Origin of the sequence: Brytella acorum, assembly GCF_029309905.1 — a bacterium.
In the GTDB taxonomy this organism is placed as follows: domain Bacteria; phylum Pseudomonadota; class Alphaproteobacteria; order Acetobacterales; family Acetobacteraceae; genus Brytella; species Brytella acorum.
Genome location: NZ_JARBJP010000002.1, coordinates 288388 through 314021 on the forward strand (window position 1 = coordinate 288388; position 25634 = coordinate 314021).

The following is a 25634-nucleotide window of genomic DNA, read 5'->3' on the forward strand; positions in this document are numbered from 1 at the left end:
AACGATAAGAAGGACATTTTTTGACACAATTAAAACATGCCGCTTTGTTGCACTATCATGACGTAGCGTTGCAACATGGCAACATGCTATGTCGGATTTGAAATGAATGGAGAGGGTGCGTCGAAATCTTCCCGCCTGCACAAACGGCGCCAAAGACGCTTGCAGAGCCGCCCGGGAAGGGCCATCTGCGTTTCATGTCCAGTCGCGCCCGCTCCACGCTCGAAAACATCCCCGATCATCGCCTGACCGGCTTCCAGCCCGAGCGGCAGCCGGCCAAGGCGAAAACCCGTCGCATGGTCGTAAAGTCTGATTACGAACCCGCTGGCGACCAGCCGACGGCGATCGGCGAGCTGGTGGGTGGCATCGAAAAGGGAGAGCGCGATCAGGTTCTTCTGGGCGTCACCGGATCGGGCAAGACGTTCTCCATGGCGAAAGTCATCGAGGCCACGCAGAAGCCGACGCTCATTCTCGCGCCCAACAAGACCCTCGCCGCCCAGCTTTATGGGGAAATGAAGCAGTTCTTCCCCGACAACGCGGTGGAATACTTCGTCTCGTATTACGACTACTACCAGCCCGAAGCCTATGTTCCACGGTCCGACACCTATATCGAGAAAGACAGCCAGATCAACGACCAGATCGACCGGATGCGTCATGCCGCGACCCAGGCTCTGCTGGAGCGCAATGACGTCATCATCGTGTCGTCCGTGTCGTGCATCTACGGTATCGGCTCGGTCGAGACGTATTCCCGCATGGTCGTTCGGCTGGAGGCGGGCGGCAGCATCGACCGCGACCGACTCATCAAGGCGCTCGTCGAGTTGCAGTATCGTCGCAACGATGCCGCTTTCGAGCGCGGTACGTTCCGCGTGCGCGGCGAACAGGTGGATATTTTCCCGGTCCAGAACGAGGATCGTGCCTGGCGCGTTTCCCTGTTTGGCGACGAGATCGACGAAATCACGGAATTTGATCCGCTGACGGGCTCAAAAACCGCTGATCTTGCCGAAATCAGCATTTACGCGAACTCCCATTATGTCACGCCGCGCCCGACGCTTAATCAGGCGATGATCGGAATCAAGCAGGAATTGCGCGACCGTCTCGCGCAGTTCAACGCCGACGGTAAACTCCTCGAAGCCGAGCGCCTCCAGCAGCGCACGACCTTCGATCTGGAAATGATCGAGACGACCGGCGCGTGCAAGGGAATCGAGAACTACTCGCGCTATCTTTCAGGGCGCGGTCCCGGCGACCCGCCGCCGACCTTGTTCGAATATCTGCCTGAGGACGCGCTCCTGATCGTCGATGAAAGCCACGTCACCGTGCCGCAGATCGGCGGCATGGCGCGGGGAGATTTCGCCCGGAAGCAGACGCTCTCGGAGTTTGGGTTCCGCCTGCCGTCCTGCCTCGATAACCGGCCTCTGACCTTCGACGAATGGAACAGCTTCCGTCCGCAGTCGCTTTTCGTCAGTGCGACGCCCGGCCCGTGGGAAATGAACCAGACGGGCGGCGTTTTCGCCGAGCAGGTCATCCGCCCGACGGGCCTGATCGATCCCGTCACCATCGTCCGTCCCGTGGAAGGGCAGGTCGATGACCTGCTGGCCGAGGCACGCCACACCATCGCGCAGGGCGGTCGCGTGCTCGTGACGACGCTGACCAAGCGCATGTCGGAAGATCTCACCGAATATCTCGGGGAGGCGGGCATCAAGGTCCGTTATCTGCACTCGGATGTGGACACGCTCGAACGCATCGAAATCATCCGCGACCTGCGTGTTGGCGCGTTCGATGTGCTGGTGGGGATCAATCTCCTGCGTGAGGGGCTGGATATTCCCGAATGCTCGCTTGTCGCCATTCTCGATGCCGACAAGGAAGGGTTTCTGCGCAGCAAGACGTCGCTGATCCAGACGATCGGTCGCGCGGCGCGCAACGTCGATGGGCGCGTGATGCTTTATGCGGACAAGATCACGGATAGTCTCCGCTACGCGATCGACGAAACCGCCCGCAGGCGCGCGCGACAGACGGCATGGAACGAGGCGCATGGCATCACTCCGCAAACGGTGAAGACCAAAATCGGCGATGCCCTGTCGTCGGTGTTCGAGCAGGATTACGTCACGGTGGCGCCGGATGCTCAGGGCGATACCCAGGAATTCGTCGGAAAGTCACTGGGGGTATCGATCCAGGATCTCGAGAAGCGCATGCGCGAAGCGGCCGCGAATCTCGACTTCGAACAGGCGGCGCGTCTGCGTGACGAAGTCCGCAGGCTCGAAGCCATCGAACTCGGAATCGAACCTCCTCCCGTCGCGGCTCTTCAGAAGCGCAAGGGCGAGCGAGTCCCCAGGCCGCTCGGACCGGGCGGGGGCGGCTACGATCCTGCAAAGAAAAAGGGGCGGCGGCGTTAGTCTGCGGCTGCGGCACACGATAAGAAACCGGCGGAAAGAAGGACCACGAACATGATCGAACTGACAAAAGGCACGCATCGCGTGGGACTGCTTCCCGAGACCGGGGGCAGCATCGCCTATTGGAAAGTCAACGACGCCGACATTCTGAGCCCCGTGGCGGATGAGCGGCTTGCGGCGTTCGAAGGCCAGGCCGTCGCCGCCTATCCGCTGGTGCCCTATTCAGGCCGGATCGCGGGTGCCGGGTTCTCGTTCGAAGGGCAGGATTACGCGCTTACGCCGAATTTCGGCGGCGAGAGCAATGCCATTCATGGCAATGGATGGGCGCATGCATGGACCGTGGCTCAGCAGGACCCGGATCGCGCCATTCTGCTGTTCGACCATACGCCGGATACCGAGGAGCGCGCGCGCGAATGGCCGTTCGCCTATCGCTGCGTCATGTCGTTCGTGCTGCATGAAGACGGGCTGAGCGTCGAAATGGTCGTCGTCAATCGCGATGAAAAGCCGCAGCCGGTCGGATTTGGTTTTCATCCCTTTTTCGTCAAGGGCGCGGCGGCCACGCTTGGCTTCAAGGCGCGCGGTGTCTGGGAGAACGGAGCGGGGCAGGTGCCGACCACGCATCTCCTGCTGGACGACGATGCCGGGCTTCGCTGGTCGTTCGAAAAGGCGCGCGATCTCAAGGATGTGTCCGTCGATAACTGCTTCTCGGGGTGGGATGGCGAGGCCGAGCTCGCCGAACGTGAAGCCGAGTTCAGCGTGCGGATCGAAGCCGATCCGGTCTTTCAGCATCTCGTGGTCTACACGGCTCCGGACAAGCCCTTCGTCGCGGTCGAGCCCGTAACGAACATGGGTGACGCGGTCCACCATTCCGAAGTCATGGAACGGGGGCTGCATGTGCTCGCGCCGGGCGGGCGGGTCAACGGCACCATACGTTTCCGAATCGTGGACCGCCGTGGCTGAGCCGCCCAAACCATCGCTCTCCCATTATCTCAGCCCCGCTGGCGCCGCCCGAATGGAGGCCGAGCTGAAAATGCTTTGCCGTGAGGAGCGTCCCAGGATCGTCGAAATCGTTTCCTGGGCTGCGGGGAACGGAGATCGATCCGAGAATGGCGATTATATCTATGGCAAGCGTCGTCTGCGGGAGATCGATCGGCGGATTCGTTTCCTGAGCAAGCGGCTCGAAGATTCCATCATCGTCGATCCCGCCGCCCAGACGACGCGCGATCGGGTCTTTTTTGGCGCGACCGTGACATATGTCGATGAAGCGGACAGCGAACATCGCGTCACGATCCTCGGTTGTGACGAAGTGGATATCGGGCGGGGCGAAGTGAGCCTTGTTTCGCCGATCGCACGCGCGCTGCTGCGAAGCAGGGTCGGCGACGAGGTCACGCTCGCCACACCCGGCGGCGGCAGGGCGATCGAAATTCTCGAGATCGCCTATCCCGAAACAGTTGCGTCGCCCGACGCTGTTGTCTGATCCGGCGGGCCGACCTTGCTATGCCCTGGAGGTCGCCCGATGATAGCCTTTCTGACGCTGGCCGCTGGCTGGCGGGTCTTCTCGGGAGCTGAATGTCCATGACCCTTAAAATCGCCGTCCAGATGGATCCTCTCGAAGACGTGAACATCGATGGCGACTCGACGTTTGCGATGATGCTTGAGGCTTCACGGCGCGGGTACGAGCTGTTCGTGTATGATTTCCGGAGCCTCCGTCTGCAGGAAGGCGCGCAGAGGCCGGACATGGACGGCAGGGGACGCCTGACCGCGACGGTGCGTCCGGTGCGTGTGCAACGTCAGCGTGGCGCCCATGCGCATTTCGACGCGCCGCGGATCATGGATCTCGGCGAGACGGACGTCATTCTGATGCGTCAGGATCCGCCTTTCGACATGGCCTACATCACGGCGACGCATATGCTCGAACATGTGCATGGCGTCGGGTCCGGCAAAACTCTGGTGGTCAACGATCCGCGTGCCGTCCGGGATGCGCCGGAAAAACTTCTCGTGATGCATTATCCGCAACTTATGCCGCCGACTCTGGTGACGTGGGATCGTGAGGCCATCACGGCGTTTCGCGAAAAGCATAAGGACATCATCATCAAGCCGCTCTTCGGAAACGGTGGTGCCGGAATTTTCCGTATTCGCGCCGATGACGAAAATTTCGCGTCCGTGCTCGAAATGCATTTCAGCCGCTCACGTGAGCCGTTGATGATCCAGCGCTACGAGCCGAAAGTCCGTCTTGGCGACAAGCGGATCATTCTGGCTGACGGACAGCCGATCGGGGCGATCAACCGCGTTCCCGCCAGCGGGGAAGCGCGCTCCAACATGCATGTGGGCGGGCGCGCGGAAGCCGTGAAACTGACGGCGCGCGACACCGAAATCTGCGAGACGATCGGAGCTTATCTTCGAGATAACGGTCTGATTTTCGTGGGTATTGACGTGATCGGAGACTGGCTGACCGAAATCAACGTCACGTCTCCGACCGGCATGCAGGAACTCGACCGGTTCGAAAACATCAACAGTGCGGGGCTGATCTGGGACGCCATCGAAAAGCGTCTGCAAATCACCTGAACGAGGAAGCGGGAAGGCGGCGATCAGGATTTTTTCTGATCGTCTTCCCGACGCTTGAAGGAAAATGGTTCCGGCATTTCGCCCTCGGGTGGAAGCAGCGGCTTGTCCCGTCCGAAACGGTTATGGAACCAGGCCGTGATGGGTGTGCGGAAAAACACGCCGATCATGCCGCCCCAGAAGCAGATGGCCAGGAAACAGATGAAAATCTGGAGTGTCGTCATGTTTCGTTCTCTCCGCTCCAACCGAGGCCGAATTGATGGAGGTCATACCTTCCGAATTGGCCGGGATGCAAACCACCTCTCGTCATCCGCGTCTTTATGCGGTAGTCCGCAGGAAGCAGACGTGTGAACATGGCGCGCGAGACGACGCGTCACATGGGGAAACAGACCAGTTGCCGAATAGCCGTCGCGTGAGAGGAGCCTGATGACCCAGTCCAAGCCCCTGGGGGGTGCCTCCAGCCAGATTTCCGAGCCGGGGCAGCATAAACCGCGCTCCGCCCTCGATGCCGAAGCCGTCAAGGCCGCCTATCGACGCTGGGCGAAAGTCTATGACAGCGTGTTCGGGGGGATCTCCGCGTTCGGTCGCCGCCGCGCGGCAGCGGCCGTCAATGCGCTGCCTGGATCGCGGGTTCTGGAGGTCGGGGTTGGTACCGGCCTTGCTCTGCCGTTTTACACGCAGGAAAAATCCGTCACGGGGATCGATCTGTCCGCCGACATGCTTGACCGCGCGCGCGAACGCGTGGTGCGGATGCAGCTTTCGAACGTCGACGATCTGGTGGAAATGGATGCCGAAGCGACCACATTCCCCGATGCGAGTTTCGACATCGCCGTTGCAATGTTCGTGGCGTCTGTCGTCCCTCATCCCCAGCAGTTGCTGCTTGAGCTGAAGCGAGTCGTCAAACCGGGCGGCTACATCCTGTTTGTGAACCATTTTCTCGCACAGGGCGGTGTTCGGCTGGCCGTGGAACGCGGAATGGCGCGGGCTTCACGCTCGTTGGGGTGGCATCCGGATTTCGCCATGGAATCGCTTCTGCCGCCCCAGGACCTGCGACGGGCCACGATCATGCCGGTCCCGCCGGCTGGACTGTTTACGCTCGTAACTCTGCCGCATGGTGAAACGCGGGAGGGTGCGGAAGCCCTCGTGGCCTGAACATGACAGGAAATTCCTTTGCATCTCGCTGCGGGTTTATGCTCAACGATCGGCTGATTCGCGAAGCGCAGATCCTGGTATCGATTTGAAGAGGACGAGGTTTTTGAGGCAGCCGAAACAACCGACAGGCGTCTCACAGCCGACCCAATGGGCCGACGGTGCGTTTTTTCTGGGGCTTGCGCTTCTGTGCGGCCTCATCGGGGGCACGCTGGGCTTTGTCGTCTCCGCGACGGGCGCCGACAGCCAGGCCCTTCCTCTGCGTCACGGGATCCTGCTGGATATGTTCGTGATGCCGGTCGCTCTGCTGGGCGGTATCGGTCGGTGGCTTCTTCCCGCACGCATGAGCGGTGGACAGATGACGTTGCCTGCGCTGGACCGTTTCAGCGCCGTCATGCTTGCAGTCGGCGCGATGCTCGCAGGATGTGGCCCCGTCACGCCGAACGGCCTTGTCGTAGCACTTCTGTCGTGGTGCGCTGGTCTGGGTGGCCTCGCCGCCAGTACGATTCTGACCGTGCTTGAAGATCGGCCCGGGCGTTTCCGGGACCTGCCTGTTTTTGTATGGTCTCAATGTCTCGGTGCCGCGATGGTCGTGCTCGTCACGCCCGTCATCGCGGGCCTTCTCACAAACATGCTGATCCAGCGCAGCGCGACATTCGTGTCCCTCGAAACCCTTCTTGAATTCTGCCGTCCCCCGATGCTCGTGCTCTCGCTGGTCCTGTCACTGGGGCTGGTCGGCGCCGCGTTGCGACAGGACGACCGAACGGTTTCTCCCTATCTTGTCGGAGCGCTTTCCGCACTCGCGACGGTCGCGCCTCTCGCATGGACTCACGGCGTGTTGCACCACGATGGCGCCATCACTGCCCGGATCATGCCTTTCGCGATCGCGCTTCCGGCGCTGCTCGCCGGTGGCCTGTGGTGTGTGACATTCTGGCGCGAGCGGCTGGATACGAGTTCCGCGCTCCTTTGGGCCTGTGGCGCTCTGGTGCTGTGTATGGCCGGATCGGTCTCCCTGCTGACAGGGGCAAGTGCTTCGGCCGCACATTCCGCAGCCCTGTTCGGAGCGGTTTTTGCGGTTTTTGCGGGCTATTATGCATGGTTTGACCGTGTGGAGGCGCTTCCGGTGCCGCGCGTTATGGGTTTTTGCCATTTTCTCCTTGCGGCGGGGGGCGTTGGGCTGCTGGTCGCGCCGGGAGCGGCGCATGGTGCGGCGGGAAACGTGCTGCTCGGCGCGGCTCTGATTTACGTGCTCCCGCTGTCGCTGATCATGCTGGTTCGACGCCGCGTGATGTCGGCGTCCGGTAAGGTGGCATGAGCGCCGCACTGGAAACCGGTCCGGCGCTCACACCTGCGGACGGGTCGGCGCTCAAGGACTGGTTCGCGCTTCTCAAGCCGCGTGTCATTTCTCTGGTGGTGTTTACCGGGGTTGCGGGAATGGCGGTGGCCCCGCGCTGGCCGTCCGTGCCGGAAGGGCTGATCGACATGCTTTGCATCTGCCTCGGGGCCGGTGCCGCAGGGGCGATCAATATGTGGTATGATCGCGATATTGACGCGGTCATGAAGCGCACGTCCGTAAGGCCGATCCCGGACAGCCGCATGAACCCGGATTCCGCGTTGATCTACGGCGTGGCGCTGTCCGTTCTGTCGGTGGTCGTCCTGTGGCTGGCCAGCAATGCGCTTGCCGCCGGAATCCTGGCGTTTTCGATCTTTTTCTACGCCGTCGTTTATACGATGTGGCTCAAGCGCAGCACGCCGCAGAATATCGTGATCGGTGGCGCGGCCGGGGCTTTCCCGCCGATGATCGGCTGGGCCGCCGCGATGGGCGATATGGCCGTTCTGCCGGTCGTGATGTTCGCCATCGTGTTTCTATGGACCCCGCCGCATTTCTGGTCTCTTTCTCTCTATGCCTGCAAGGACTACACGCGCGCCGGGATTCCGATGCTCCCGGTCGTCAAGGGCGCGCGCCATACGCGCTGGAACATCTTCGTCTATACCTTCATTCTGTCCGCGGTGACGGCCATCCCCTGCGTCATGCATCTCTGCGGCAAGATCTACATGGTCACGGCCATCGCCATGGACGCGGGCTTCATCTATTTCGCCTGGCGCGTCCTGACGGACAAGCAGGATGCCCACGGCGTCAGCCTGACCGGCGATCGTCCCGCGAAACTGGCTTTCCGTTATTCCCTGGCATACCTGTTTTTCCTGTTTCTCGGTCTTCTGGTCGATCGGGTCCTGTTTCCATGAGTGATCGGAAAGAGTCCAACCGGCGCGGCCGGATTTATGGCCTTCTCGGCGCGATCGGGCTTGTGGTCGTTATTCTCTACGCCATCACCCTCATGCATACATAAAAAACGGGCGTCGTTATGCGAACCCGTTTTTTATGGCGCCGCAGGGTTCAGGTGGTTTGCTGAATGGCGGAAAGCACCCAGTTGCCACGGCCATCCGCCCGCAGGAAGGTCCACAGCTCGGTCACGTTCACCGGCGTCGTCGTGCTCCCATCAATGACGTTCCCCATCATGTCCGTCGTGACATCGATCAGGCTGTAACGCATCGCGACCGTCGCATAGGTGAGGTTGCCTTCTCTCCAGGCTTCGGAGAGATCCCCCTGAAGGAAGCGGACGTTCGACGTGACGTTGCGTGCACCGCGGCTTGCATAGTCGCTCAGCTGCTCGTTGAAATACGAAGCCATTTCCGGCGTCGTCATCGATGACAGGGCATTCAGATTCTGGGCGCTCCAGGCCGCCTGAATATCCACCAGCAGGCGCTGAAAGGCGCGGTAATCGTCCGGCGTGACCGTTACCGGAGCCTGGCCGTATGGGGACGAAGGCGCGCCGCCCATGTTCCGTACTCCAGCGCCGCGCGCCGCGCCAAGACGACGGAGGATCCAGACGAAGATGGCTCCGAAAACGAGCACCTGGAAAAGGAAGCCGATCATCGAGCCGCCGCCGCCGAACCCGCCGAAAAAGCCGTGACCGCTCAGCAGGCCGAAAAGTCCGGCGCCCAGAAAACCACCGAAAAATCCTGTCATGAAGGGATGGCGGTTGGCATAGCCACCACCCATCATCGGACGCGACGGAGCACCGTAGGGATAGGGGCGCGAACTCGGCATCGGTGCTGAAGAGGGAGCCAACGAGCGATCCATGGGACGGGCGTAGCCGGGCGCCGTGGCGGTCGAAGGCGGGGCGCTATAAGTGCGGCCTCCACGGCTTCCCATGGAATAGCCATTGCCTGGCCGTGCCTCGGCCAGGGGTGTCAGCGCGGTGGCGGCGCAGGTCAGGGCGACACAGGTCAGGGCAACAGGTGACAGAATGCGCAGACGCATGAATAACTCCGGTCCAGAACACGCTCCGAAAACCTTCGTTTCCCGAGCCGGTTCCATCTTACTCTTTTGAAAGCGCCGTGACCGGTTCAAATGATGTCATCCGATCAGTAACGGCTCAGGCACCCGCCACGCGCATGGCGTCGATCCGGATCGATGGGGCGTCGGTGCCACGTCGGAACTCGAGATCGTCCGCCACCTGCATGCGCAGGAACATCTCTATGAGATTGCCCGCGATGGTCAGTTCCGCAATAGGCTCGGCCAGCATGCCATCGCGAATCATGAAACCACCGGCCCCGCGGCTGTAATCGCCCGTCAGACCATTGATCGAGGAGCCCATGAGATCCTCGATCCACAGGCCCTCCTTGATATCGCCCATGAGCGACGCCACCGAATGCGCGCCTCCCGCCAGATAGAGATTGCTCGCTCCGGGTGAAGGCGGCGAGCCGACGCCGCGTTGCGCACGGCCATTGGAGGCCAGACCCAGCTGCCGTGCGGTCCTGGTGTCGAGAAGCCATTCTTTCAGGATGCCGTCTTCCACGATGGAGAGGGGAGCGGCCCTGAAGCCTTCGGCGTCGAACGGCCGCGATCGCAGGCCGCGGCGCCGCGTGGGATCGTCAATCAGCGCCAGACCTGCCGGTAGGATCCGTTCACCGTGCTTCGCGGAGAAAAAAGAGGTGCCCCGCGCAATCGCCGATCCATTGGCGGCTCCGGCAAGATGGCCGATGAGGCTCCCCGACACGCGCCTGTCATAAATAACCGGCATTGTTCCCGTCCGGGGCTTGATCGGGTTGAGCCGACGAACGGCCCGCTCTCCGGCTTCGCGCCCGAGTTTGGTCGCGGCTTCGAGATCCGACAGGAACACGGCCGAATGCCCCGCGTAGTCACGCTGCATGTCTGCACCGGTCCCCGCGAGGACGCTGACGCCGGTGCTGTGTCCGGTGCGCGCATAATCCGCGGCAAAGCCGTTGCTGTCGGCCAGGGCGATATGCGTTCGCCCGTAAGAGGCCGAAGCGCCGTTGCTGTTCGTCACGCCCGCCACGGCGAGCGCGATCTCCTCGGTTTCGCGCGCGCGCTCGACAAGGGCCGCGAGGGCTGGTGCGGGCGTGGGGTCGGCCATATCGAGAAGGGCGGAGTCGTAAACGCCCTGCGTCGCGGGATCGCCCAGGCCGATATGCGGATCGGGCGGCAGAACCCGCGCCATGGCCAGCGCCTGCCCGGCGAGTGCCGCGAAGCGCGCAGGGTCGAGTTCGGTGGCCGAAATCGTCGCCGAACGTTGGCCGACGAAGACCCGCAGACCGATATTCGTCGTCTCGGAATGTTCAAGATCCTCCGGCACGCCCTTGCGGCAGGAGGCGCCGATCGCCGTCGATGATACGGCAATGGCATCGGCGCGGTCCGCTCCGGCCTTTCGTGCGGCGTCGAGGAGCGCCTGAAGGAGCTGCAGGTCCGTGTCGCTCATGCTGCGAGGCTCTTACGGATGGCATCGAGAGACGGGACGTTCGAGACGGGACCGATGGTCGCCAATGTCGGCTGTCCGGTGAAGGTCTGCCGGGCGACGCGAATGATATCGGCCTCGGTGACCGCGTTGACGCGCGCCACGGTTTCCTGCGTGGGGATCACGCGATCGAAAAGCTGCAACTGCCGGGCAATCTGCTCGCAGCGGCTTCCCGTGCTTTCGAGAGACATGAGCAGGGACGACTTGAGCTGGGCGCGCGCGCGCGCGATTTCCGCTTCCGCGATGCCGTCCGGCAGCTTGCGCAGTTCGTCGATGACGACGGGAACGAGCTCGGCGGTCTGTTCTTCGCCCGTGCCAGCATAAATGCCGAATATGCCGCTATCCAGGAAGGGTTGGGCAAAGGAATAGACGGAATAAACCAGTCCGCGTTTTTCACGCACTTCCTGGAACAGGCGTGACGACATGCCGCCCCCGAGCAGTGTCGAAAGCAGAAGGGTCGCGTGGTAGTCCGGATGGCCATAGGGAACGGACGGGAAGCCCATGACGATATGAGCCTGATCGAGGTCCTTCGTGGTCCGGCATTCGCCGCCGACATACCGTCCGAGGCTCGGCTGCGTGGCATCATGGGCGGGCAGATCGCGAAAATGCGACGAGACCATGTCCAGAACGGCCTCGTGGTAGAGATTGCCCGCCGCTGCGATGACGATGTTCCTCGCCGTATAATGCGTGTGCATGTAGTTCATGAGCGTCTCGCGCTTCATGGACGTGATCAGGGCTTCGGTTCCCAGTGTCGGACGCCCCATCGGCTGGTCGGGATAGGCCGTTTCCTGAAAGTGGTCGAACACGATGTCGTCCGGCGTGTCGTTGGCCTGGCCGATTTCCTGAAGGATGACGCCGCGCTCGCGCTCCACCTCTTCATCCAGAAAGGTGCTGTGCGTGAGGATATCGCCGATGATGTCGATACCGAGCGGAAGGTCTTCCTTGAGGAGCTTGACGTAATAGGCCGTCTGCTCCCGGGCCGTGTAGGCATTGATATGGCCGCCGACATTCTCGATCTCTTCGGCGATCCTCGCGGCGGAACGGCGTTTCGTGCCCTTGAACGCCATATGTTCAAGGAAATGGGAGACGCCGTTTTCCTCCGGGGTCTCGTGTCGTGTGCCGCTGGAGACATAGGCGCCGAAAGAGACGGTTTCGACGCGCTCCATGCGCTCGGTAACGACGGTCAGCCCGTTCGGCAGGCGCGTGACGTTGATCGGATCACTCATGAAACGGTGGTTTCCTGGAAAGTCGGATGGCGGGACACCGGTCGGTCGCTCTGGTGAGCGGACCGGCATCTGGTCATGGTCAAACAAGGCGGCAGTCGATCAGCCAAGGCGCAGATGTGTCCTGACGGCGGATTCTACAACCTTGAGGTCATTGGGCAGAATTTCGAAACGTTCGGCCCGCTTGAAAAGATCCGCGAGTTTTTCGGGCAAGGGCGGATGAATGCCGGTCGCCTTGATGACGGCGTCGGGGAATTTCGCGGGATGGGCGGTCGCGGCAGCCACCATGGGCACGCCCTGTTCATGGCCGCGTCGGGCCGCCGCGATCCCGATGGCGGTATGCGGGTCGGCCAGATAGTGGCTGTTCCTGTAGAGTTCGCGCATTTCGTCCAGCGTCTGCTCATCGCTCAGATGCAGACCGGAAAACACGGCGCGGGCACGGTCCCACGCGGTCGGGGGCACATCCATGCGGCCCGTCGCGCGGAACTGCGTCATGATGCGGGCGCAGGCTTCGCTATCACGGTCGAGCAGTTCGAAGAGCAGACGCTCGAAATTCGATGAAACCTGAATATCCATCGACGGCGAGAGGCTGGGCTCGACACCGCGGACGCTCATGTCGTTGCAATCCAGGAAGCGCGTCAGGATGTCGTTGCGGTTCGATCCGATGCATAGCCGATGAATGGGCAGTCCCATTTTCGACGCGGCCCAGGCGGCCAGCACGTTGCCGAAATTGCCGGTGGGAACCGCAAACGACACGGCACGATCCGGCGCGCCGAGCGTAAGCGCGGCGCGGACGTAATAGGGGATCTGTGCCGCGATACGCGCCCAGTTGATCGAATTGACGGCGGAAAGACGCACCTCTTCGCGGAAGGGCTTATCCGCGAACATCGCCTTCACCAGATCCTGACAGTCGTCGAAGGTGCCTTCGACGGCGATGTTGAGGATATTGTCTTCCTTCACCGTCGTCATCTGGCGGCGCTGCACGTCAGACGTGCGACCGCGTGGATGGAGAATGGCGACGGACAAATGCCTGCTGCCCCGAAACGCCTCGATCGCGGCCGAGCCGGTGTCGCCCGATGTCGCGCCCACGATCGTCACGCGCTCGCCGCGTTCGGTCAGAACATGCTCGAACAGCTTGCCGAGCAGCTGCATCGCCATGTCTTTGAACGCGAGAGTCGGGCCGTGGAACAGTTCCAGCGAGAACAGGCCGTTCTCGATTTCGACCAGGGGTGCTACGGCCGGATGGTCGAAATCCGCATAGGCCTCGGTGCAGAGGCGCAAAAGCGTCGCGAAATCGATCGCGCCTTCGGTGAAGGGCGCGATCACGCGGGCCGCGAGATCGGCGTAGGGTAGACCGCGCAGGGAACGCCATTCATCGGGCGTGAATTGTGGCCATGATTCGGGCATGTAGAGGCCGCCATCGTCGGCAAGGCCAGCCAGAAGAATGTCGGAGAAGTTCCGGGCGCGCGTGTCGCCCCGCGTCGATCTGTAGCGCATCGAATCGCTATAGCACGGCAGGCGCGCCGCGGGGAGCACGGCGTTGGGTGTTGGGTGTTGGGCGGAAAAAAGCCGTTACTGGGGCGGCAGAGCGATCTTCAGGATGGACGGACCACCGGCTACGGGCACATAAAGCGTATGCCCGTCCGGCGTGACGGTCGGAACCGCAGCCTGCGCCAGGCGCGGATCGCGCAGAAGCCAGAGCGGGATGCGCGCACTGCTGAAACTCAACAACTGCGCCGATGCGACGTCCGTCATGTAGAGCGTATCGTTCGCACTGGTCGTCATGCCGCCCAGGGTGGGGGTCTCCCGCCACTTCACGATCCCGTCGAGCTGCTCGACCGGTCCATAGGAGGGATCGGTGAGAAGCTCGGTCGAGAGGCGATATAGCGGGCCGCATGGTGGCTGATAAAACAGCCATTTGCCGTCATGCGTGAGGGCGAGCAGGCTGACATCCCGTGCAATCGCGTGACCATTCGCGTCCAGAACCGGCTTGCCCGCCACGACCATGGCCTGTCGGCCGCGCACCGAAGGGTCGTCCTCGATGAAACGCTTTCCCTTGCCGTCATGAAGGTTGAGCACGGCGAGTGCTGCGTGTCCTTCATCAGCCAGATAGGCAAAATTTCCATGAATGACGAGTGCGGCGAACCGACTGCCGGGGACCCTGGTCTCGGGAGGAAGGGGCCAGTGTCCAAGAGGCGTCTCTGAACGTCCATCCACTTCTGTCAGGGACCATGGTCCCTCGGAGCGCACGCCGGCATCGAGGATCCAGATATGACCCGCGTCATCCGCCGTCAGCTCGATCGGATTGGCCAGATCGGATGAGGCTGTGGCGGGAAACGGGGTCGTATGTCCATCCTCGGCGATTATGGCGACGGACGGCGTGGCGCCGGTGCTCGATGCCTGCCTTTGTCCCACCAGTTTCCCGGCCGCCGTGATGGCCAGGCTGTGCCATGGGATGCCGTCCGGCGTCGGAATGACCTGAGATATGACCGCGGGCTGCGTCGGGGCGGCCCAGGGACGCTCATGTTCCCAGCGATCAGCCGCGTGGGCGGCCATTCCGGCATGAAATCCGATGGTGAGCGCGCTCAGGAGCCACGTTCGGGGCGAAGGAAGGGATGTCGGTCGGGGAAGCATAATGAGACACTGTCGCGCCAATGAGGACGGGAGGCAAGCGCGTCCGGGTCGGCGTCGCGGTAATGTCCCCAGGTGGTGGACGTGTCAGCTGAGCGATTCGAATTCCAGAGGCTGTACGTCCAGTTTTTTGATGGGGACGCGTTGCTGGCTGACGAGCCAGTCGTTCCTCTCGATCGCGATCGGGAAGAGTGGTGTCGTACTCATCATGATGGCATTATCAAGCGTCAGGCACTCGGGGGTCCAGCGACCGTCGGGATATTTGGCGACGAACCGGCCCGTTTCCGTCCGCATGACAAAAACGGGAATAGTTTTCACGACACTCTCATGAGAAATCGTTACGAAAATAGTCCCCGGGGCTGAGCCCGTTCTCTGCTCGATTTGCATCGATTGCATCTTCCACGCATTGGGGCGGCCAGACCCAGAACTACGCGAGTAGATATGAATTATTTCTTAACGAATTATGGTTTTATAAACGAATTACGGAGATTCCGAGCGAGATCATGAGCCAAAATCCCTTTGAGGTCATGCGGCGGCGGGAGCAGGCTGATACGGGGATGGCTCTGCTCGCCGGTGGGCGCGTCGCCGAGGCCGAAGCCCGCTTCAAGGCTTTACTGACGGACGAAGCCGGGAATCCGGAGGCTCTGCACGGTCTTGCCTGTGTGGCGCTTGCGAGCGGCAAGGCCGCGCTGGCCATAGGGCTGGCGGGGCGCGCCCTGAATGATGGAAACCTCTCTGAAGCCCAGCGGGGGCGTTTTCATCTCACCCTTGCGCAGGGGCTCGCCGATGAGCACCATCTCGAACCGGCCCGCGCTGCGCTGCATGTTTCCATTCTTTTGCAGCCCCTGAATCCGCGAGCACATCTTCTGATGGGCACCATACTGGCAGGGCTTGGTCGGCTCGATGACAGTCTCATCGCCCTGTCGGAAGCGTTGCGCCTTGCGCCGGATGACCTGTCCTGCATGCAGGCTCTCGGAGCGCAATTGATGCGTGCGGAGCGCAAGGCCGAGGCCGTCGGGGTCTTTCAGGACATCGTCGCCCGACAACCTGATCTTGCAGCCGCCTGGGCCAATCTGGGCGCCGCACTCTTCGAGTGTGGCGCGTTCGAGGAAGCCCATGCTGCGCTTCTGCGGGCTGTCGAGACGTCCGATGATGTCGCTGCCGAAACCTTGAACAATCTCGGTCTGGTCGAAATGGCGCGGGGGCATTTGCTCGCCGCCGGTCGCGCCTTTGAGGATGCGGCGAGACGGGCGCCCGATGACCTGCGCGTTCGCAACAACCATGCGACGCTTCTCTCGGAGCTGGGAGAGGCGAAACGGGCCAGCGCCAGTCTGCGGGACATCATGATCACGAATGCGGGCGAGGAAGCGGTGAGGGCGGAATTCAACCATGCTGCGCTCCTTCTCGGACAGGGACGCATGGCGGAGGGATGGGCCGCGTTCCAGTCTCGAAGCGCCTTCGTTCCTCTGGCTCCGGAAACATGGGACGGCCAGCCCACGGATCGGCCCGTGACCATTCACGCTGAGCAGGGACTCGGGGATATCGTGCAGTTTCTGCGTTATCTGCCGATGGCCGCTGAACGCGCCCCTTTGCGCGTCTGTCTGCCAGATGCCGCCGGGAAACTGCTCGCCTTGATGCCCTCTCTGGCGAATTTGCCGCCCGGTCGGGTTCAGGTCGCGTCTGCTTCTGAGGAGGGATTGTCCGCCAACCTTCTGAGCTTGCCGTTTCTGCTGCACTGTCACGACGCGCCCGACCCCGCGCCGTATTTCGTCGTGGATGTCGGGCCGGTGGGGGGACGTGTCGGGATCATGTGGTCGGGGAGTCGCCATTATCGTTTCGATCGTCGCCGTTCTCTGACGCGCGCCCAGATTGCCCCCGTTTTCGACGTTCCGGGTGTTGAATTTCTGTGTCTCCAGAAAGACGTGTCCGATGCGGATCTGGCTGGCATGATCCATGCCGACATGTCGGATCTGGCGGCGACGGCGCGTGCGGTTGCGTCATGTGAACTGATCATCGGCGTGGACAGCGTCGTCGTGCATCTGGCCGGGGCGCTGGGCCGACCTGCGTGGCTCCTGAACCGTTACGGCGGAGACTGGCGGTGGCGTGGCCCCTCCTGGTACGAAAGCATTACGATGTTTCAGGCCACTACCCCCGATGTGCCGGATATCGCGTGGCCTCCGGTCGTCGCCAGGGTCGTGGAAGCCCTGAGGGCGGACGTGTCAGGCGGCGTCCTCGCGAGCAAGAGAGGCTGACTCTCCCTTGCGGAGAACCTCGAGAATGATGCCTCGGATTTCAGCGATTCGGGCATCACCGATGATTTTCTTTCCGTCCAGATCGCGGACGTAGAACACGTCCACCGCGCGGACGCCATAGGTCGTCACATGGGCGGAGGATATCTGGAGGTTCTGCTCGCTGATGGCCTGGGTGACGTCATGGAGCAGGCCGGGACGATCGCGTCCGTTCACTTCGATAATGGTGTAGCGGTCCGAGGCGCCATTATCGATGACCACGCGTGGAGGCACGTGAATCGCGCGCATCCGGCGGCCCGGGCGACGATGCTGCGAGACCCGTTCGATTTCCCGGTCCACGTTCAGGACCCCGGCAAGGGACTGGTTGACGAGCTTGCGAAGGCGTCCAAGCTGGGCGGATGTTTCGAACGCGTGGCCCTGGGCGTTCTGCACCCAGAAGGTGTCCAGCGCCATGCCATCGCTCAGCGTGTGGATGCGGGCATCGACAATCGACGCTCCGGCGACCGCCAATGCGCCCGTAATGAGGCTGAACAGGCCCGAATGATCCGCACTCAGCGTCGTGATTTCTGTAATGTCCCGGGAGGGAATGGCCAGCGCCTCCACCGTGACCGGCGCCTGATTCGTCTGGGCCTCAGCGACGAGATGGGCGTGACGCATATGGGTGTCCGCGTCGAAGCCCAGCCAGTAGCCGGCATAACCAAGGCCGAGGAAATGCTCGACCTGCTCTGCTGGCATACCCTGCCGGAGCAGGCCGTCGCGGGCCATTTCCTTGGCGCGATCCACACGCACGTCCCGTTCTTCGGCGGCCATTCCGCCTTCGAGAACCTCCGCGACGCGCGTGTAAAGCTCGCGCAGAAGCGTGGCTTTCCAGGCGTTCCAGACGGTGGGGTTGACGGCGCGGGTATCGGCGATGGTCAGGAGAAGGAGAAGGCGCAGACGCTCGGGAGACTGGATGGTGTCGGCCAGGTCGAGAATGGTACGGGGATCGTCGATATCACGACGGAAAGCTGTCTGGCTTAGAAGCAGATGATGCAGCACGAGCCACGAAACGGTTTCCGTTTCTTCGATATCCAGACCAAGGGCGGGGCAGAGCTGGAGGGCGACTTCGGAGCCGAGTTCGGAATGATCGCCGCCGCGTCCCTTGGCGATGTCATGGATCAGCGTGGCGATATACAGGGCGCGGCGCGACTGGACGTCATGAGCCAGAGCATAGGCGAGGGGAATCTCGTCGGCCATCCGCCCCTGCTCGATACAGCCAAGCATGCGGACGGCTTCGATGTTGTGCACGTCCACAGTATAGATATGATACGTGTCGAACTGCATCTGACCAACGATACGCGACCAGTCCGGCAGGATGGCGCCGAGCAGACCGGTTTCGCTCAGCAGCGCCGCCCAGTCCGCTCCGCTTTTTGGCTGCGCGGTGCGCGAAACATTCGCGCCCTCCCGGGTCGGCGCGCAAAGCAGGCGCGTGAGGCATTCCATGGTTGCGAGATCGCCGCGCAGCGCGACGCCCCGTCGTTCATGACGGATCAGCTGCTGCCAGACCAGCGGATGAAGGGGGAGGCGATGGCGACGCGCACAGTCGAGCATCCCGATCATGCGGGCTGGATATTTCTCGAAATCATGCTCGGGTATGGGTGCTATCTGCCCATCGATCAAACACGCATCCGTGCTCGCCAGTTCCTGAGCCAGTTCAGGTTCCGTCGGATCAATCCGAGGCGCGCCCAGAAGGTGCTCGATGATCGCGGGTTCAAGCACATGCGTCAGGCGCATGACTTCCCGGGCCGTCAGGAAATAGTGGCGCATGAAGCGCTCGACGCCGACCTGCCGCCCATGCCCGGCATAGCCCATGCGGCCGCCGACGACAGGCTGCATATCGAACAGAAGCCGCTCGTCGGCACGCCCCGCGATGTAGTGAAGATGCATGCGAACCGTCCACAGCAGGTTCCACGCGCGACGCGCCCGGTTCGTTTCCTGCTCGGTCAGAAGGCCGCATGAGGCAAAGAACGGTGTCGTCCCGTCGCGCTCCGCGGCGGGATTCATGCCGCCGGGACCAAGTGCTGCGCGTCCGAGCCAGTTCAGCGTCTGGAGATCCCGCAGACCGCCGGGACCTTCCTTGACGTTCGGCTCCACCATATGGGGATTTTCTTCAAACCGGCGATGGCGTTCGGCGCGCTCCGCCATTTTGTCGCGAATGAATTCCGCAGCCTGTTCCGGCGACGGATTATAGCGCTGACCGAACGTTTCAAAAAGCTTTCGCGAACCCCACAGCATCCTCGCGTCGATTAATGTGGTGCGAACCGTGAGATCCTCTCGCGCGGCTTCGAGACAGCCTTCGATAGAGCGCGTGGCATGGCCGACCCTGAGGCCCAGATCCCACAGAAAATAAAGAATATATTCGATCTGCGCCGAGACTTCGGGTGTCAGTTCATCTTCCGTGAGGAAAAGAAGATCGATGTCACTGAAGGGTGCGAGCAGTCCCGCTCCGTAACCACCCGTCGCGCAGACGCAGAAAGATGGCGGCGGAGCCACGGTCTTTCCGGGAGCATTGACGCGTGCGGCGAATGTGGCGAGACGCTCGATCACGCCATCGGTCAGTGTCGCCAGAAGTCCGGCGGCCGCGATGCCCTTGAGGCGCCGGGTTTCGAACAGTTGCCTGATTTCGCCATATTGACGTCCTAGGTGAAGCCGGAAAATGCCGACGGCTTCATCACGGGACAGAAGGCTTCCCTCTCCAATGCTGGCACTCGCGCTGGCGAGAGCGGCTTCGAGGCTGGCTCGCATATCGTCGGTGCCTGTGGCGTGGAAAGGGCGCATCAAAATCCGTCATCAGGGCGGGAGGAAAGAAGGATTATCGCATTGCGACATGCGCCGGGTCCAGCTTTACGCAGGTGGATCGTCTGGCTCAAGCATCAGTTTTTTCAGACTGTAGAGCATCTGCAACGCTTCGCGCGGCGAAAGCGCGTCAGGATCGATTCCCTCGAGTTCGGCCCGGAGCGGATCGACCGCCACATGGGGTTCCGATTTTCCGGTCTGATCGAAAAGAGGAAGGGTCGGGCGTTGAAGCGTATGCTCCCGTTCCAGGGCCGCAAGGAGTCGTCCCGCGCGGCGAACGACCGGTTCGGGCACGCCTGCGAGCTGGGCGACATGAACTCCCCAGCTTTTACGCGCGCTGCCCGAACGCACCTCATGCTGGAAAATCACTTTGCCCTGCCATTCCCGCACCGCCATCGTGTAGGGCGTCAGGCGCGGCATGGAATCGGTCAGCGTGCCCAGTTCGTGAAAGTGGGTCGCGAAAATCGTGCGGGAGCCGAGCTGGGAGTGAAGCGCTTCCAGCGTCGCCCAGGCGATCGCAAGGCCGTCGAGCGTCGCGGTGCCCCGACCGATCTCGTCGACGACGACGAGGGAGCGCGGACCCGCCTGGCGGAGAATGGCGGCGGTCTCCGTCATTTCCACCATGAACGTGGAACGTCCGCGCGCGAGGTCGTCGGCTGCTCCCACGCGGGAAAAAAGACGGTCCACGACGCCGATCCGCGCTTTTTCCGCGGGAACCGGCAAACCGGCCTGTGCGAGAATGACGGCCAGCGCCGTCTGTCGCAGGAAGGTCGATTTGCCCGCCATGTTCGGGCCGGTCAGCAGCATGACCCGGTGTTCGGGAGGCAGGCGGCAGTCATTGGGAATAAACCGTGTCTGGCGGTCCAGCGCCGCCTCGACGACTGGATGACGGCATTGACGAAGCTCGAAACTCTGGTCGTCCGTCACCTCGGGACAACACCAGTCCCCGCCCTGCGCCAGATGGGCGGCGGATTGCACGACGTCGGCCAGCGCGAACATCTCCGCGATTTCGGGCAGGGCCTCGTGAGCGACGGCCTGCGCGACCAGTCCATTGAAAATCTGCCGTTCGAGGACGGAAGCGCGCTCTCCCGCGTCGAGGATGGCCCGGTCGAGTTCCGCAAGCTCCGGGGTCGAAAAACGAGCAAGGCTGGCCGTGCCCTGACGGAAGGAGAGTTCGGCATGCGCCTTCAGCCTCGTCGCCATCCCCGCCGCCACTTCCATCACATAACCGAGCTGGGCGTGATGACGGATCTTGAGATTGGGGATGCCGAAGGTTTCGGCGTAGCGGGCCTGAAGGGCGGCAATGAGTTTGCGGCTGTCGTCGCGCAAGGCCCTGTAACGGTCCAGATCCGCATCGAATCCAGCGGCAATGACGCCACCGTCATCGAGCCGCGCGGGCAATTCGTCGGCAAGCGCCGCCGTCAGGCGGTCGAGCAGGGCGTCCGCGCGTCCGTAAAGTCCGGCGTTTATGTCGCGGATAAACCCTGGCGTTTCGCTTGAGCAGAGCGGCTGGAGGAGTACTACGAACGCATTGGCGGATTCAAGCGCATCCCGGATGGCCGCCAGATCGCGGGGCTGGCCCCGTCCGGCGGACATGCGGCCCAGGGCACGGGCGATATCCGGCACGCGCCGCAGGAGCTGCGCCACGGATGCGCGCAGTTCGGGCCTGTCGGCCAGCCATCGCCACGCCGCCTGTCTTTGCGCGATCAGGGCGATATCGGTCGTCGGACCTGCGATCCACGCTGCGAGAAGGCGCGAACCCGCGGCGCTGGAAGTGCGGCACACGGCTTCGAAAAGAGAATGCGTCGTGGTGCCGTCACGTCCGGACAGCAGGTCGAGACTGGCCCGGGTCGAGGGATCAAGACCCAGCACGCCAGTCTCGCCCTGCGATATCGGACGCGACAGACGCGGCATCGCGCCTGCCTGACTGCGGCGAACGTATCCCAGCGCCATGGCGGCGGCGATGGTTTCTTCTTCCTTGAAATCACCCAGAACGCCAGCCTGGGCAACGTCGAAGGCGCGCGCGATATCGGCCGCTGCTTTGTCCGCCGTTGGAACGACGACCGACGGTGCGAGTCGGGGCGCGAAATCCGGCGGCACCAGTGCTGCGTCGGCGAGAATCTCCGCCGGATCGAGACGGCCCAGAAGCTCTCCGAGAGCATCGTGGGAGATCGCCTGGGTTTCGAAAACACCGGTTGAAATATCGATCCAGGCCGCGCCGATCTGATCGCTGCCGCCGCGACGGCCATGGGAAGGGCGCGCGAGAGCCAGAAGCAGGTTCTGGCGGCCCGCTTCGAGAAGCTCCTCTTCCGTCAGCGTTCCCGGGGTGACGAGACGCACGATCGCGCGATTGAGCGGGCCTTTGAGCGGCTTTTCACCGGGCTTGGGCGCGCTTTGCGTCTGTTCCGCGACGGCGACACGGAAGCCCCGCCGGATCAGGCGGGCGAGATAGGCCTGAGCGGCGGCGACGGGCACGCCGCACATGGAGATGGGTTCGCCGCCATGCTTGCCTCTTGTGGTCAGCGCAATGTCGAGCGCAAGCGCCGCCGTCTCGGCATCGCCGAAAAACAGTTCGTAAAAATCGCCCATGCGGAAAAACAGGAGCGCGTCCGGCTCCTGCTTTTTCAGGGCGAACCATTGCACCATCGCGGGCGTGGCGCCGTCGGGTGAGGGAGGCGGAGGAACGATGACGCTCATATCTGCGTGTTTACCGTTACGTTCTGATGAATGGAACCGCGATCCTCGGCACGAGATCAGTCAGCGGAAGATCAGTCGGCACAGGATCAATCGGCGGGATGCCCCGGTGTGGGGTGCAGCCGGGCATTCAGCAGGATCAGCACGGCAATCGAAACGGCGGCACCTCCGACGATCACCATGAGCGGGATGGCCAGGCCCGTGCCAAGCACGGACGCCATCCTGTTCTGGATCAGGCCGTTGCTGGCCGCGATGAGATTGCCGCACTGATACGCAAGGCCTGGGAATGTCGCGCGGACGGATGCTGGCGAAAGTTCGCTCAGATAGGCCGGCACCACGCCCCACGCGCCCTGAATGCAGAACTGGATGCCGAATGCGCCCACGGCGAGCCATATGGCGCTGTGCGGGAGCGTCCACAGGGGCAGCAGAGGCAGGGTCAGGATGGCGGCGATGGCGATGGCGTATTGTCGTCCGATCTTTTGCGAAAGTGCGCCGAAGAACAGGCCCCCGACCATGGCCGCGATATTGTAGAACACGACGATCGCGGTGATGGCTGTCGGATGCAGTCCGCGCTCGAGTCCGAGGAACAGCTTGGGATACAGATCCTGCGAGCCATGGCTGAGGAACGTAAAGGCGGCCATCAGCGCGATGGCGAACACGCAGAGCATGGGGTTGCCGCTGACGACCGCCCACAGGCCCGGCTCGGACGTATGGGCGCCCTGGGTCTGTCCGGCGGCTTTGCGCGCCAGCCATTCGGGGCTCTCCGGCACACGGACCCAGATGTATAAGGCGACGATGATCGCCCCGGCTCCCATGAGGTAAAGTCCCTTCCAGCCGACGAAAGGCAGGAGGAGAAACAGCAGCGACGACAACAGGTAACCTGCCGGATAGCCCGATTGCAGAAGACCGGAGGCCCAGCCGCGCCATGAGGGCGGGATGCTCTCCATGATGAGCGACGTGCCGACGCCCCATTCACCGCCAAGCGCGATGCCGAACAGCGCCCGCAGCGTCAGGAAGACGAAAAGTGTTGGCGCGAAGGCTGAGGCGGCCTCAATGAGCGAGAAGATGACGATGGTCGCGATCATGACGGGTTTGCGGCCATATTTGTCGGCCGCGCGCCCGCACAGGAACGCGCCGATCGGGCGTGTCACCAGTGTCAGGGTGGGCGCGAGCAGAATGGTCTCTATGGAAGCGCCGAAGCTCTTCGCAACGTTATCGAGTGTGAAAAGCACGATGAAAAAGTCACAGGCATCGAGCGTCCAGCCGAGAAACGACGCCGCGATCACATGTCTGGCTGTGGTCTCGTCATGGGCCGTCACCGCGTTGGGCGCGGAACGGTCGGAATGGGCGTGCATGGCGGTCTTTCGAGGCGGCTCGCCCGGAGACAAGCGGGTTTCGGACTGACGGAGTCATGACGTCGCAGGACGCGACCGCGAATTCGTTGCGCATGAGGGGGGAGCCGACAAGGGGCCGGGCACCACATTCGCGCGAGAATGCGTCAATGTCGGGTGAAGATGCGTCTCTCCCTGTCCGAACTTCAGGGCCGACGGCGACGCAGCCGCCCCAGGACGGTGCGTGGAGATGCGATTCCCAGCGCCGCGAGAAGACCGAGATAGAGAGCGCCGGAGGCCGCGATCAGCGCGCCGAGGGCGGAAACGCGCATCGCCGCATGCCATTGCGTCATGTCCGGCATGAGCCAATGCGCGACCCCATAGGAAAAGACGGCCATGCCAAGGGCGGATGCGAGCATGAGGGCAAGGCGTTTGATCAGGAGTCTCGTGGGCGCGAAGACGCCGCGCCGGTGGAGGACCGTGGCCAGCATGCCGACATTGAGCACGGCGGCCAGCGCGCTGGCGAGCGGGGGCCCCATATGGGCGAGCGGACGATAGAGAACGAGGTTCAAGGCGAGATTGACGGCGATGGCGACGAATCCGATGCGGACCGGCGTTCGCGTATCGCCATGCGCGTAGAACCCGGGAGTCAGGACCTTCACCATGATGAAGGCTGGCAGACCGATCGCATAGGCGCGTAAGGCTTGCGCTGTGCAGGTGACGTCATGGGCGTCGAAGCGGCCGTAACCGAAGAGGGATGCAATGATTTCCGGTGCGAGCGCCATAAGCCCGCAACAGGCGGGCAGGGTCAGCAGGAGGGTATATTCGAGCGCCCGGTTGTGGGTCTGCTGGCCTTCGGCGCGCTCTCCGTTCGCGGCGTGGCGCGTCAGGACGGGCAGGAGCGTCGTGCCCGCCGCCGCGCCGAGAACGCCGAGCGGAAGCTGGTTCACGCGATCGGCGAAGTAGATCCAGGAAAGCGATCCCGCCGGGAGCCACGAGGCGATCGTGGTATCGACCGTAAGATTGAGCTGGGTCACGCCCGATCCGACAAGGGCCGGGGCAAAGCGTCTCAGCATGTCGCGCATCGCGGATGTGAGGCGCGGAATGCCGAAGGTGAGCTTCATGCCCGCGCGGCGAACGGCCCAGAACAGGACGGAAAACTGGACCACGCCCGAAATGGTGATGCCGACGGCGCTGGCGCGGACCACGTCATGCGTGATCCACGCACCCACGGCGATCGAGGTTATGCCGATGATGTTGAACGCCACGTAAGCCGCCGCCGCGATGGCGAACCGGTGCATGGCGTTCAGGACTCCGGCGACCAGCGCGGCCGCGCAGATCAGAACCAGATACGGGAAGGTGATCCGCATCAGCGAAACCGCGAGATCGAAGCGCTGTCCGTTGACACCATAGCCCGAGGCCATGACGCGTGTGATCCACGGCATGCAGATCTCGCCCAGAACCGTCAGGACGAGCAGCCACGACACCAGCGCGCTCAGCGCCTCGCTGGCGAACTGACGAGCGTTTTCGTGTCCGTCACGCTCGAGCCGCGCGGTGAACATGGGCACGAAGGTCGCATTGAAAGCGCCTTCGCCGAACAGGCTGCGGAACATGTTCGGCAGCCGCGCCGCGATCAGATAGGCGTCCTGCACGCCGTTGGCGCCCACGACAGCGGCCATGAGCTGGTCCCGGACGAGGCCGAGCACGCGCGACAGCATGGTCCAGCCGCCAACAGTCAGGAAATTCTTGATCATCAGGG

19 protein-coding genes are annotated in these 25634 nt (G+C 62.8%); 8 read left to right on the forward strand and 11 right to left on the reverse strand.

What is annotated here, in order from left to right:
* The first annotated feature begins 194 nt into the window (after positions 1-194).
* From uvrB to gshB, 4 genes are all read left to right on the forward strand, one after another.
* The gene (gene uvrB, locus PWM43_RS04635) at positions 195-2387 is read left to right on the forward strand and encodes an excinuclease ABC subunit UvrB (protein ID WP_289841398.1); all 2193 of its coding nucleotides are present in this window, start codon (positions 195-197) and stop codon (positions 2385-2387) included.
* Between the two features lie 51 nt (positions 2388-2438).
* Positions 2439-3344 carry an aldose 1-epimerase gene (locus PWM43_RS04640; protein WP_289841399.1) on the forward strand — a complete coding sequence of 302 codons (906 nt, stop codon included), beginning with the start codon at positions 2439-2441 and terminating at the stop codon, positions 3342-3344.
* Positions 3337-3861, forward strand: a complete 525-nt coding sequence (gene greB, locus PWM43_RS04645) for a transcription elongation factor GreB (RefSeq protein ID WP_289841400.1) — start codon at positions 3337-3339, stop codon at positions 3859-3861. Before PWM43_RS04640 ends, greB begins: the two co-directional genes overlap by 8 nt.
* Positions 3862-3953: 92 nt before the next feature.
* Entirely contained in the window at positions 3954-4949 is a 996-nt protein-coding gene (gene gshB, locus PWM43_RS04650; protein ID WP_289841401.1) for a glutathione synthase, read from the forward strand.
* Between the two features lie 23 nt (positions 4950-4972).
* On the opposite strand, the gene PWM43_RS04655 is transcribed toward gshB, so the two are convergent.
* Positions 4973-5170, reverse strand: coding sequence for a hypothetical protein (locus tag PWM43_RS04655; RefSeq protein ID WP_289841402.1), 198 nt, complete (start codon positions 5168-5170; stop codon positions 4973-4975).
* Between the two features lie 202 nt (positions 5171-5372).
* Between PWM43_RS04655 and PWM43_RS04660 the strand changes: the two genes are divergently transcribed.
* The 3 genes from PWM43_RS04660 (at position 5373) to PWM43_RS04670 (ending at position 8339) form a co-directional block, all read left to right on the forward strand.
* A complete protein-coding gene (locus PWM43_RS04660) occupies positions 5373-6098 on the forward strand; it encodes a class I SAM-dependent methyltransferase (protein ID WP_289841403.1) in 726 nt (241 codons plus the stop codon).
* A 103-nt stretch (positions 6099-6201) separates the two neighbouring features.
* The gene (locus tag PWM43_RS04665) at positions 6202-7410 is read left to right on the forward strand and encodes a heme-copper oxidase family protein (protein WP_289841404.1); all 1209 of its coding nucleotides are present in this window, start codon (positions 6202-6204) and stop codon (positions 7408-7410) included.
* Complete coding sequence (locus tag PWM43_RS04670; RefSeq protein ID WP_289841405.1) at positions 7407-8339, forward strand: heme o synthase; 933 nt, start codon at positions 7407-7409, stop codon at positions 8337-8339. Before PWM43_RS04665 ends, PWM43_RS04670 begins: the two co-directional genes overlap by 4 nt.
* Positions 8340-8490: 151 nt before the next feature.
* On the opposite strand, the gene PWM43_RS04675 is transcribed toward PWM43_RS04670, so the two are convergent.
* The 6 genes from PWM43_RS04675 to PWM43_RS04700 all read right to left on the reverse strand — a co-directional run bounded on the left by PWM43_RS04675 (position 8491) and on the right by PWM43_RS04700 (position 15084).
* Complete coding sequence (locus tag PWM43_RS04675) at positions 8491-9417, reverse strand: Tim44 domain-containing protein (protein WP_289841406.1); 927 nt, start codon at positions 9415-9417, stop codon at positions 8491-8493.
* A 115-nt stretch (positions 9418-9532) separates the two neighbouring features.
* The gene (locus PWM43_RS04680; protein WP_289841407.1) at positions 9533-10876 is read right to left on the reverse strand and encodes a TldD/PmbA family protein; all 1344 of its coding nucleotides are present in this window, start codon (positions 10874-10876) and stop codon (positions 9533-9535) included.
* Positions 10873-12138 (reverse strand): M16 family metallopeptidase, encoded by a 1266-nt coding sequence (locus PWM43_RS04685; protein WP_289841408.1) that lies wholly within the window; start codon positions 12136-12138, stop codon positions 10873-10875. Before PWM43_RS04685 ends, PWM43_RS04680 begins: the two co-directional genes overlap by 4 nt.
* A gap of 99 nt (positions 12139-12237) precedes the next feature.
* A complete protein-coding gene (gene thrC / locus PWM43_RS04690) occupies positions 12238-13632 on the reverse strand; it encodes a threonine synthase (RefSeq protein WP_289841409.1) in 1395 nt (464 codons plus the stop codon).
* A 75-nt stretch (positions 13633-13707) separates the two neighbouring features.
* Complete coding sequence (locus PWM43_RS04695; RefSeq protein ID WP_289841410.1) at positions 13708-14691, reverse strand: L-dopachrome tautomerase-related protein; 984 nt, start codon at positions 14689-14691, stop codon at positions 13708-13710.
* Between the two features lie 162 nt (positions 14692-14853).
* Positions 14854-15084: a hypothetical protein gene (locus PWM43_RS04700; protein WP_289841411.1), complete on the reverse strand. Its 231-nt coding sequence runs from the start codon at positions 15082-15084 to the stop codon at positions 14854-14856.
* A 185-nt stretch (positions 15085-15269) separates the two neighbouring features.
* Between PWM43_RS04700 and PWM43_RS04705 the strand changes: the two genes are divergently transcribed.
* Positions 15270-17018 carry a tetratricopeptide repeat protein gene (locus tag PWM43_RS04705; protein WP_289841412.1) on the forward strand — a complete coding sequence of 583 codons (1749 nt, stop codon included), beginning with the start codon at positions 15270-15272 and terminating at the stop codon, positions 17016-17018.
* Here the strand turns inward: PWM43_RS04705 and PWM43_RS04710 are convergent.
* The 4 genes from PWM43_RS04710 to murJ form a co-directional block, all read right to left on the reverse strand.
* Complete coding sequence (locus PWM43_RS04710) at positions 16986-19832, reverse strand: [protein-PII] uridylyltransferase (protein ID WP_289841413.1); 2847 nt, start codon at positions 19830-19832, stop codon at positions 16986-16988. The genes PWM43_RS04705 and PWM43_RS04710 overlap by 33 nt on opposite strands.
* Before the next feature lie 66 nt (positions 19833-19898).
* Positions 19899-22547, reverse strand: coding sequence for a DNA mismatch repair protein MutS (gene mutS, locus PWM43_RS04715; RefSeq protein WP_289841414.1), 2649 nt, complete (start codon positions 22545-22547; stop codon positions 19899-19901).
* A gap of 86 nt (positions 22548-22633) precedes the next feature.
* Positions 22634-23899, reverse strand: coding sequence for an MFS transporter (locus tag PWM43_RS04720; protein ID WP_289841415.1), 1266 nt, complete (start codon positions 23897-23899; stop codon positions 22634-22636).
* Between the two features lie 182 nt (positions 23900-24081).
* Complete coding sequence (gene murJ, locus PWM43_RS04725) at positions 24082-25629, reverse strand: murein biosynthesis integral membrane protein MurJ (RefSeq protein ID WP_289843594.1); 1548 nt, start codon at positions 25627-25629, stop codon at positions 24082-24084.
* Positions 25630-25634 lie beyond the last annotated feature (5 nt).

Excerpts from the sequence above, each read along its gene's own strand:
- PWM43_RS04675 (WP_289841406.1), bottom strand. The coding sequence starts at position 9,417 with ATGCGTCTGCGCATTCTGTCACCTGTTGCCCTGACCTGTGTCGCCCTG.
- gshB (WP_289841401.1), top strand. The coding sequence starts at position 3,954 with ATGTCCATGACCCTTAAAATCGCCGTCCAGATGGATCCTCTCGAAGAC.
- PWM43_RS04640 (WP_289841399.1), top strand. The coding sequence starts at position 2,439 with ATGATCGAACTGACAAAAGGCACGCATCGCGTGGGACTGCTTCCCGAG.
- PWM43_RS04695 (WP_289841410.1), bottom strand. The coding sequence starts at position 14,691 with ATGGCCGCCCACGCGGCTGATCGCTGGGAACATGAGCGTCCCTGGGCC.
- PWM43_RS04705 (WP_289841412.1), top strand. The coding sequence starts at position 15,270 with ATGAGCCAAAATCCCTTTGAGGTCATGCGGCGGCGGGAGCAGGCTGAT.
- murJ (WP_289843594.1), bottom strand. The coding sequence starts at position 25,629 with ATGATCAAGAATTTCCTGACTGTTGGCGGCTGGACCATGCTGTCGCGC.
- PWM43_RS04710 (WP_289841413.1), bottom strand. The coding sequence starts at position 19,832 with ATGCGCCCTTTCCACGCCACAGGCACCGACGATATGCGAGCCAGCCTC.
- PWM43_RS04655 (WP_289841402.1), bottom strand. The coding sequence starts at position 5,170 with ATGACGACACTCCAGATTTTCATCTGTTTCCTGGCCATCTGCTTCTGG.
- PWM43_RS04680 (WP_289841407.1), bottom strand. The coding sequence starts at position 10,876 with ATGAGCGACACGGACCTGCAGCTCCTTCAGGCGCTCCTCGACGCCGCA.
- thrC (WP_289841409.1), bottom strand. The coding sequence starts at position 13,632 with ATGCGCTACAGATCGACGCGGGGCGACACGCGCGCCCGGAACTTCTCC.
- uvrB (WP_289841398.1), top strand. The coding sequence starts at position 195 with ATGTCCAGTCGCGCCCGCTCCACGCTCGAAAACATCCCCGATCATCGC.
- PWM43_RS04720 (WP_289841415.1), bottom strand. The coding sequence starts at position 23,899 with ATGCACGCCCATTCCGACCGTTCCGCGCCCAACGCGGTGACGGCCCAT.
- mutS (WP_289841414.1), bottom strand. The coding sequence starts at position 22,547 with ATGAGCGTCATCGTTCCTCCGCCTCCCTCACCCGACGGCGCCACGCCC.
- PWM43_RS04660 (WP_289841403.1), top strand. The coding sequence starts at position 5,373 with ATGACCCAGTCCAAGCCCCTGGGGGGTGCCTCCAGCCAGATTTCCGAG.
- PWM43_RS04670 (WP_289841405.1), top strand. The coding sequence starts at position 7,407 with ATGAGCGCCGCACTGGAAACCGGTCCGGCGCTCACACCTGCGGACGGG.
- PWM43_RS04685 (WP_289841408.1), bottom strand. The coding sequence starts at position 12,138 with ATGAGTGATCCGATCAACGTCACGCGCCTGCCGAACGGGCTGACCGTC.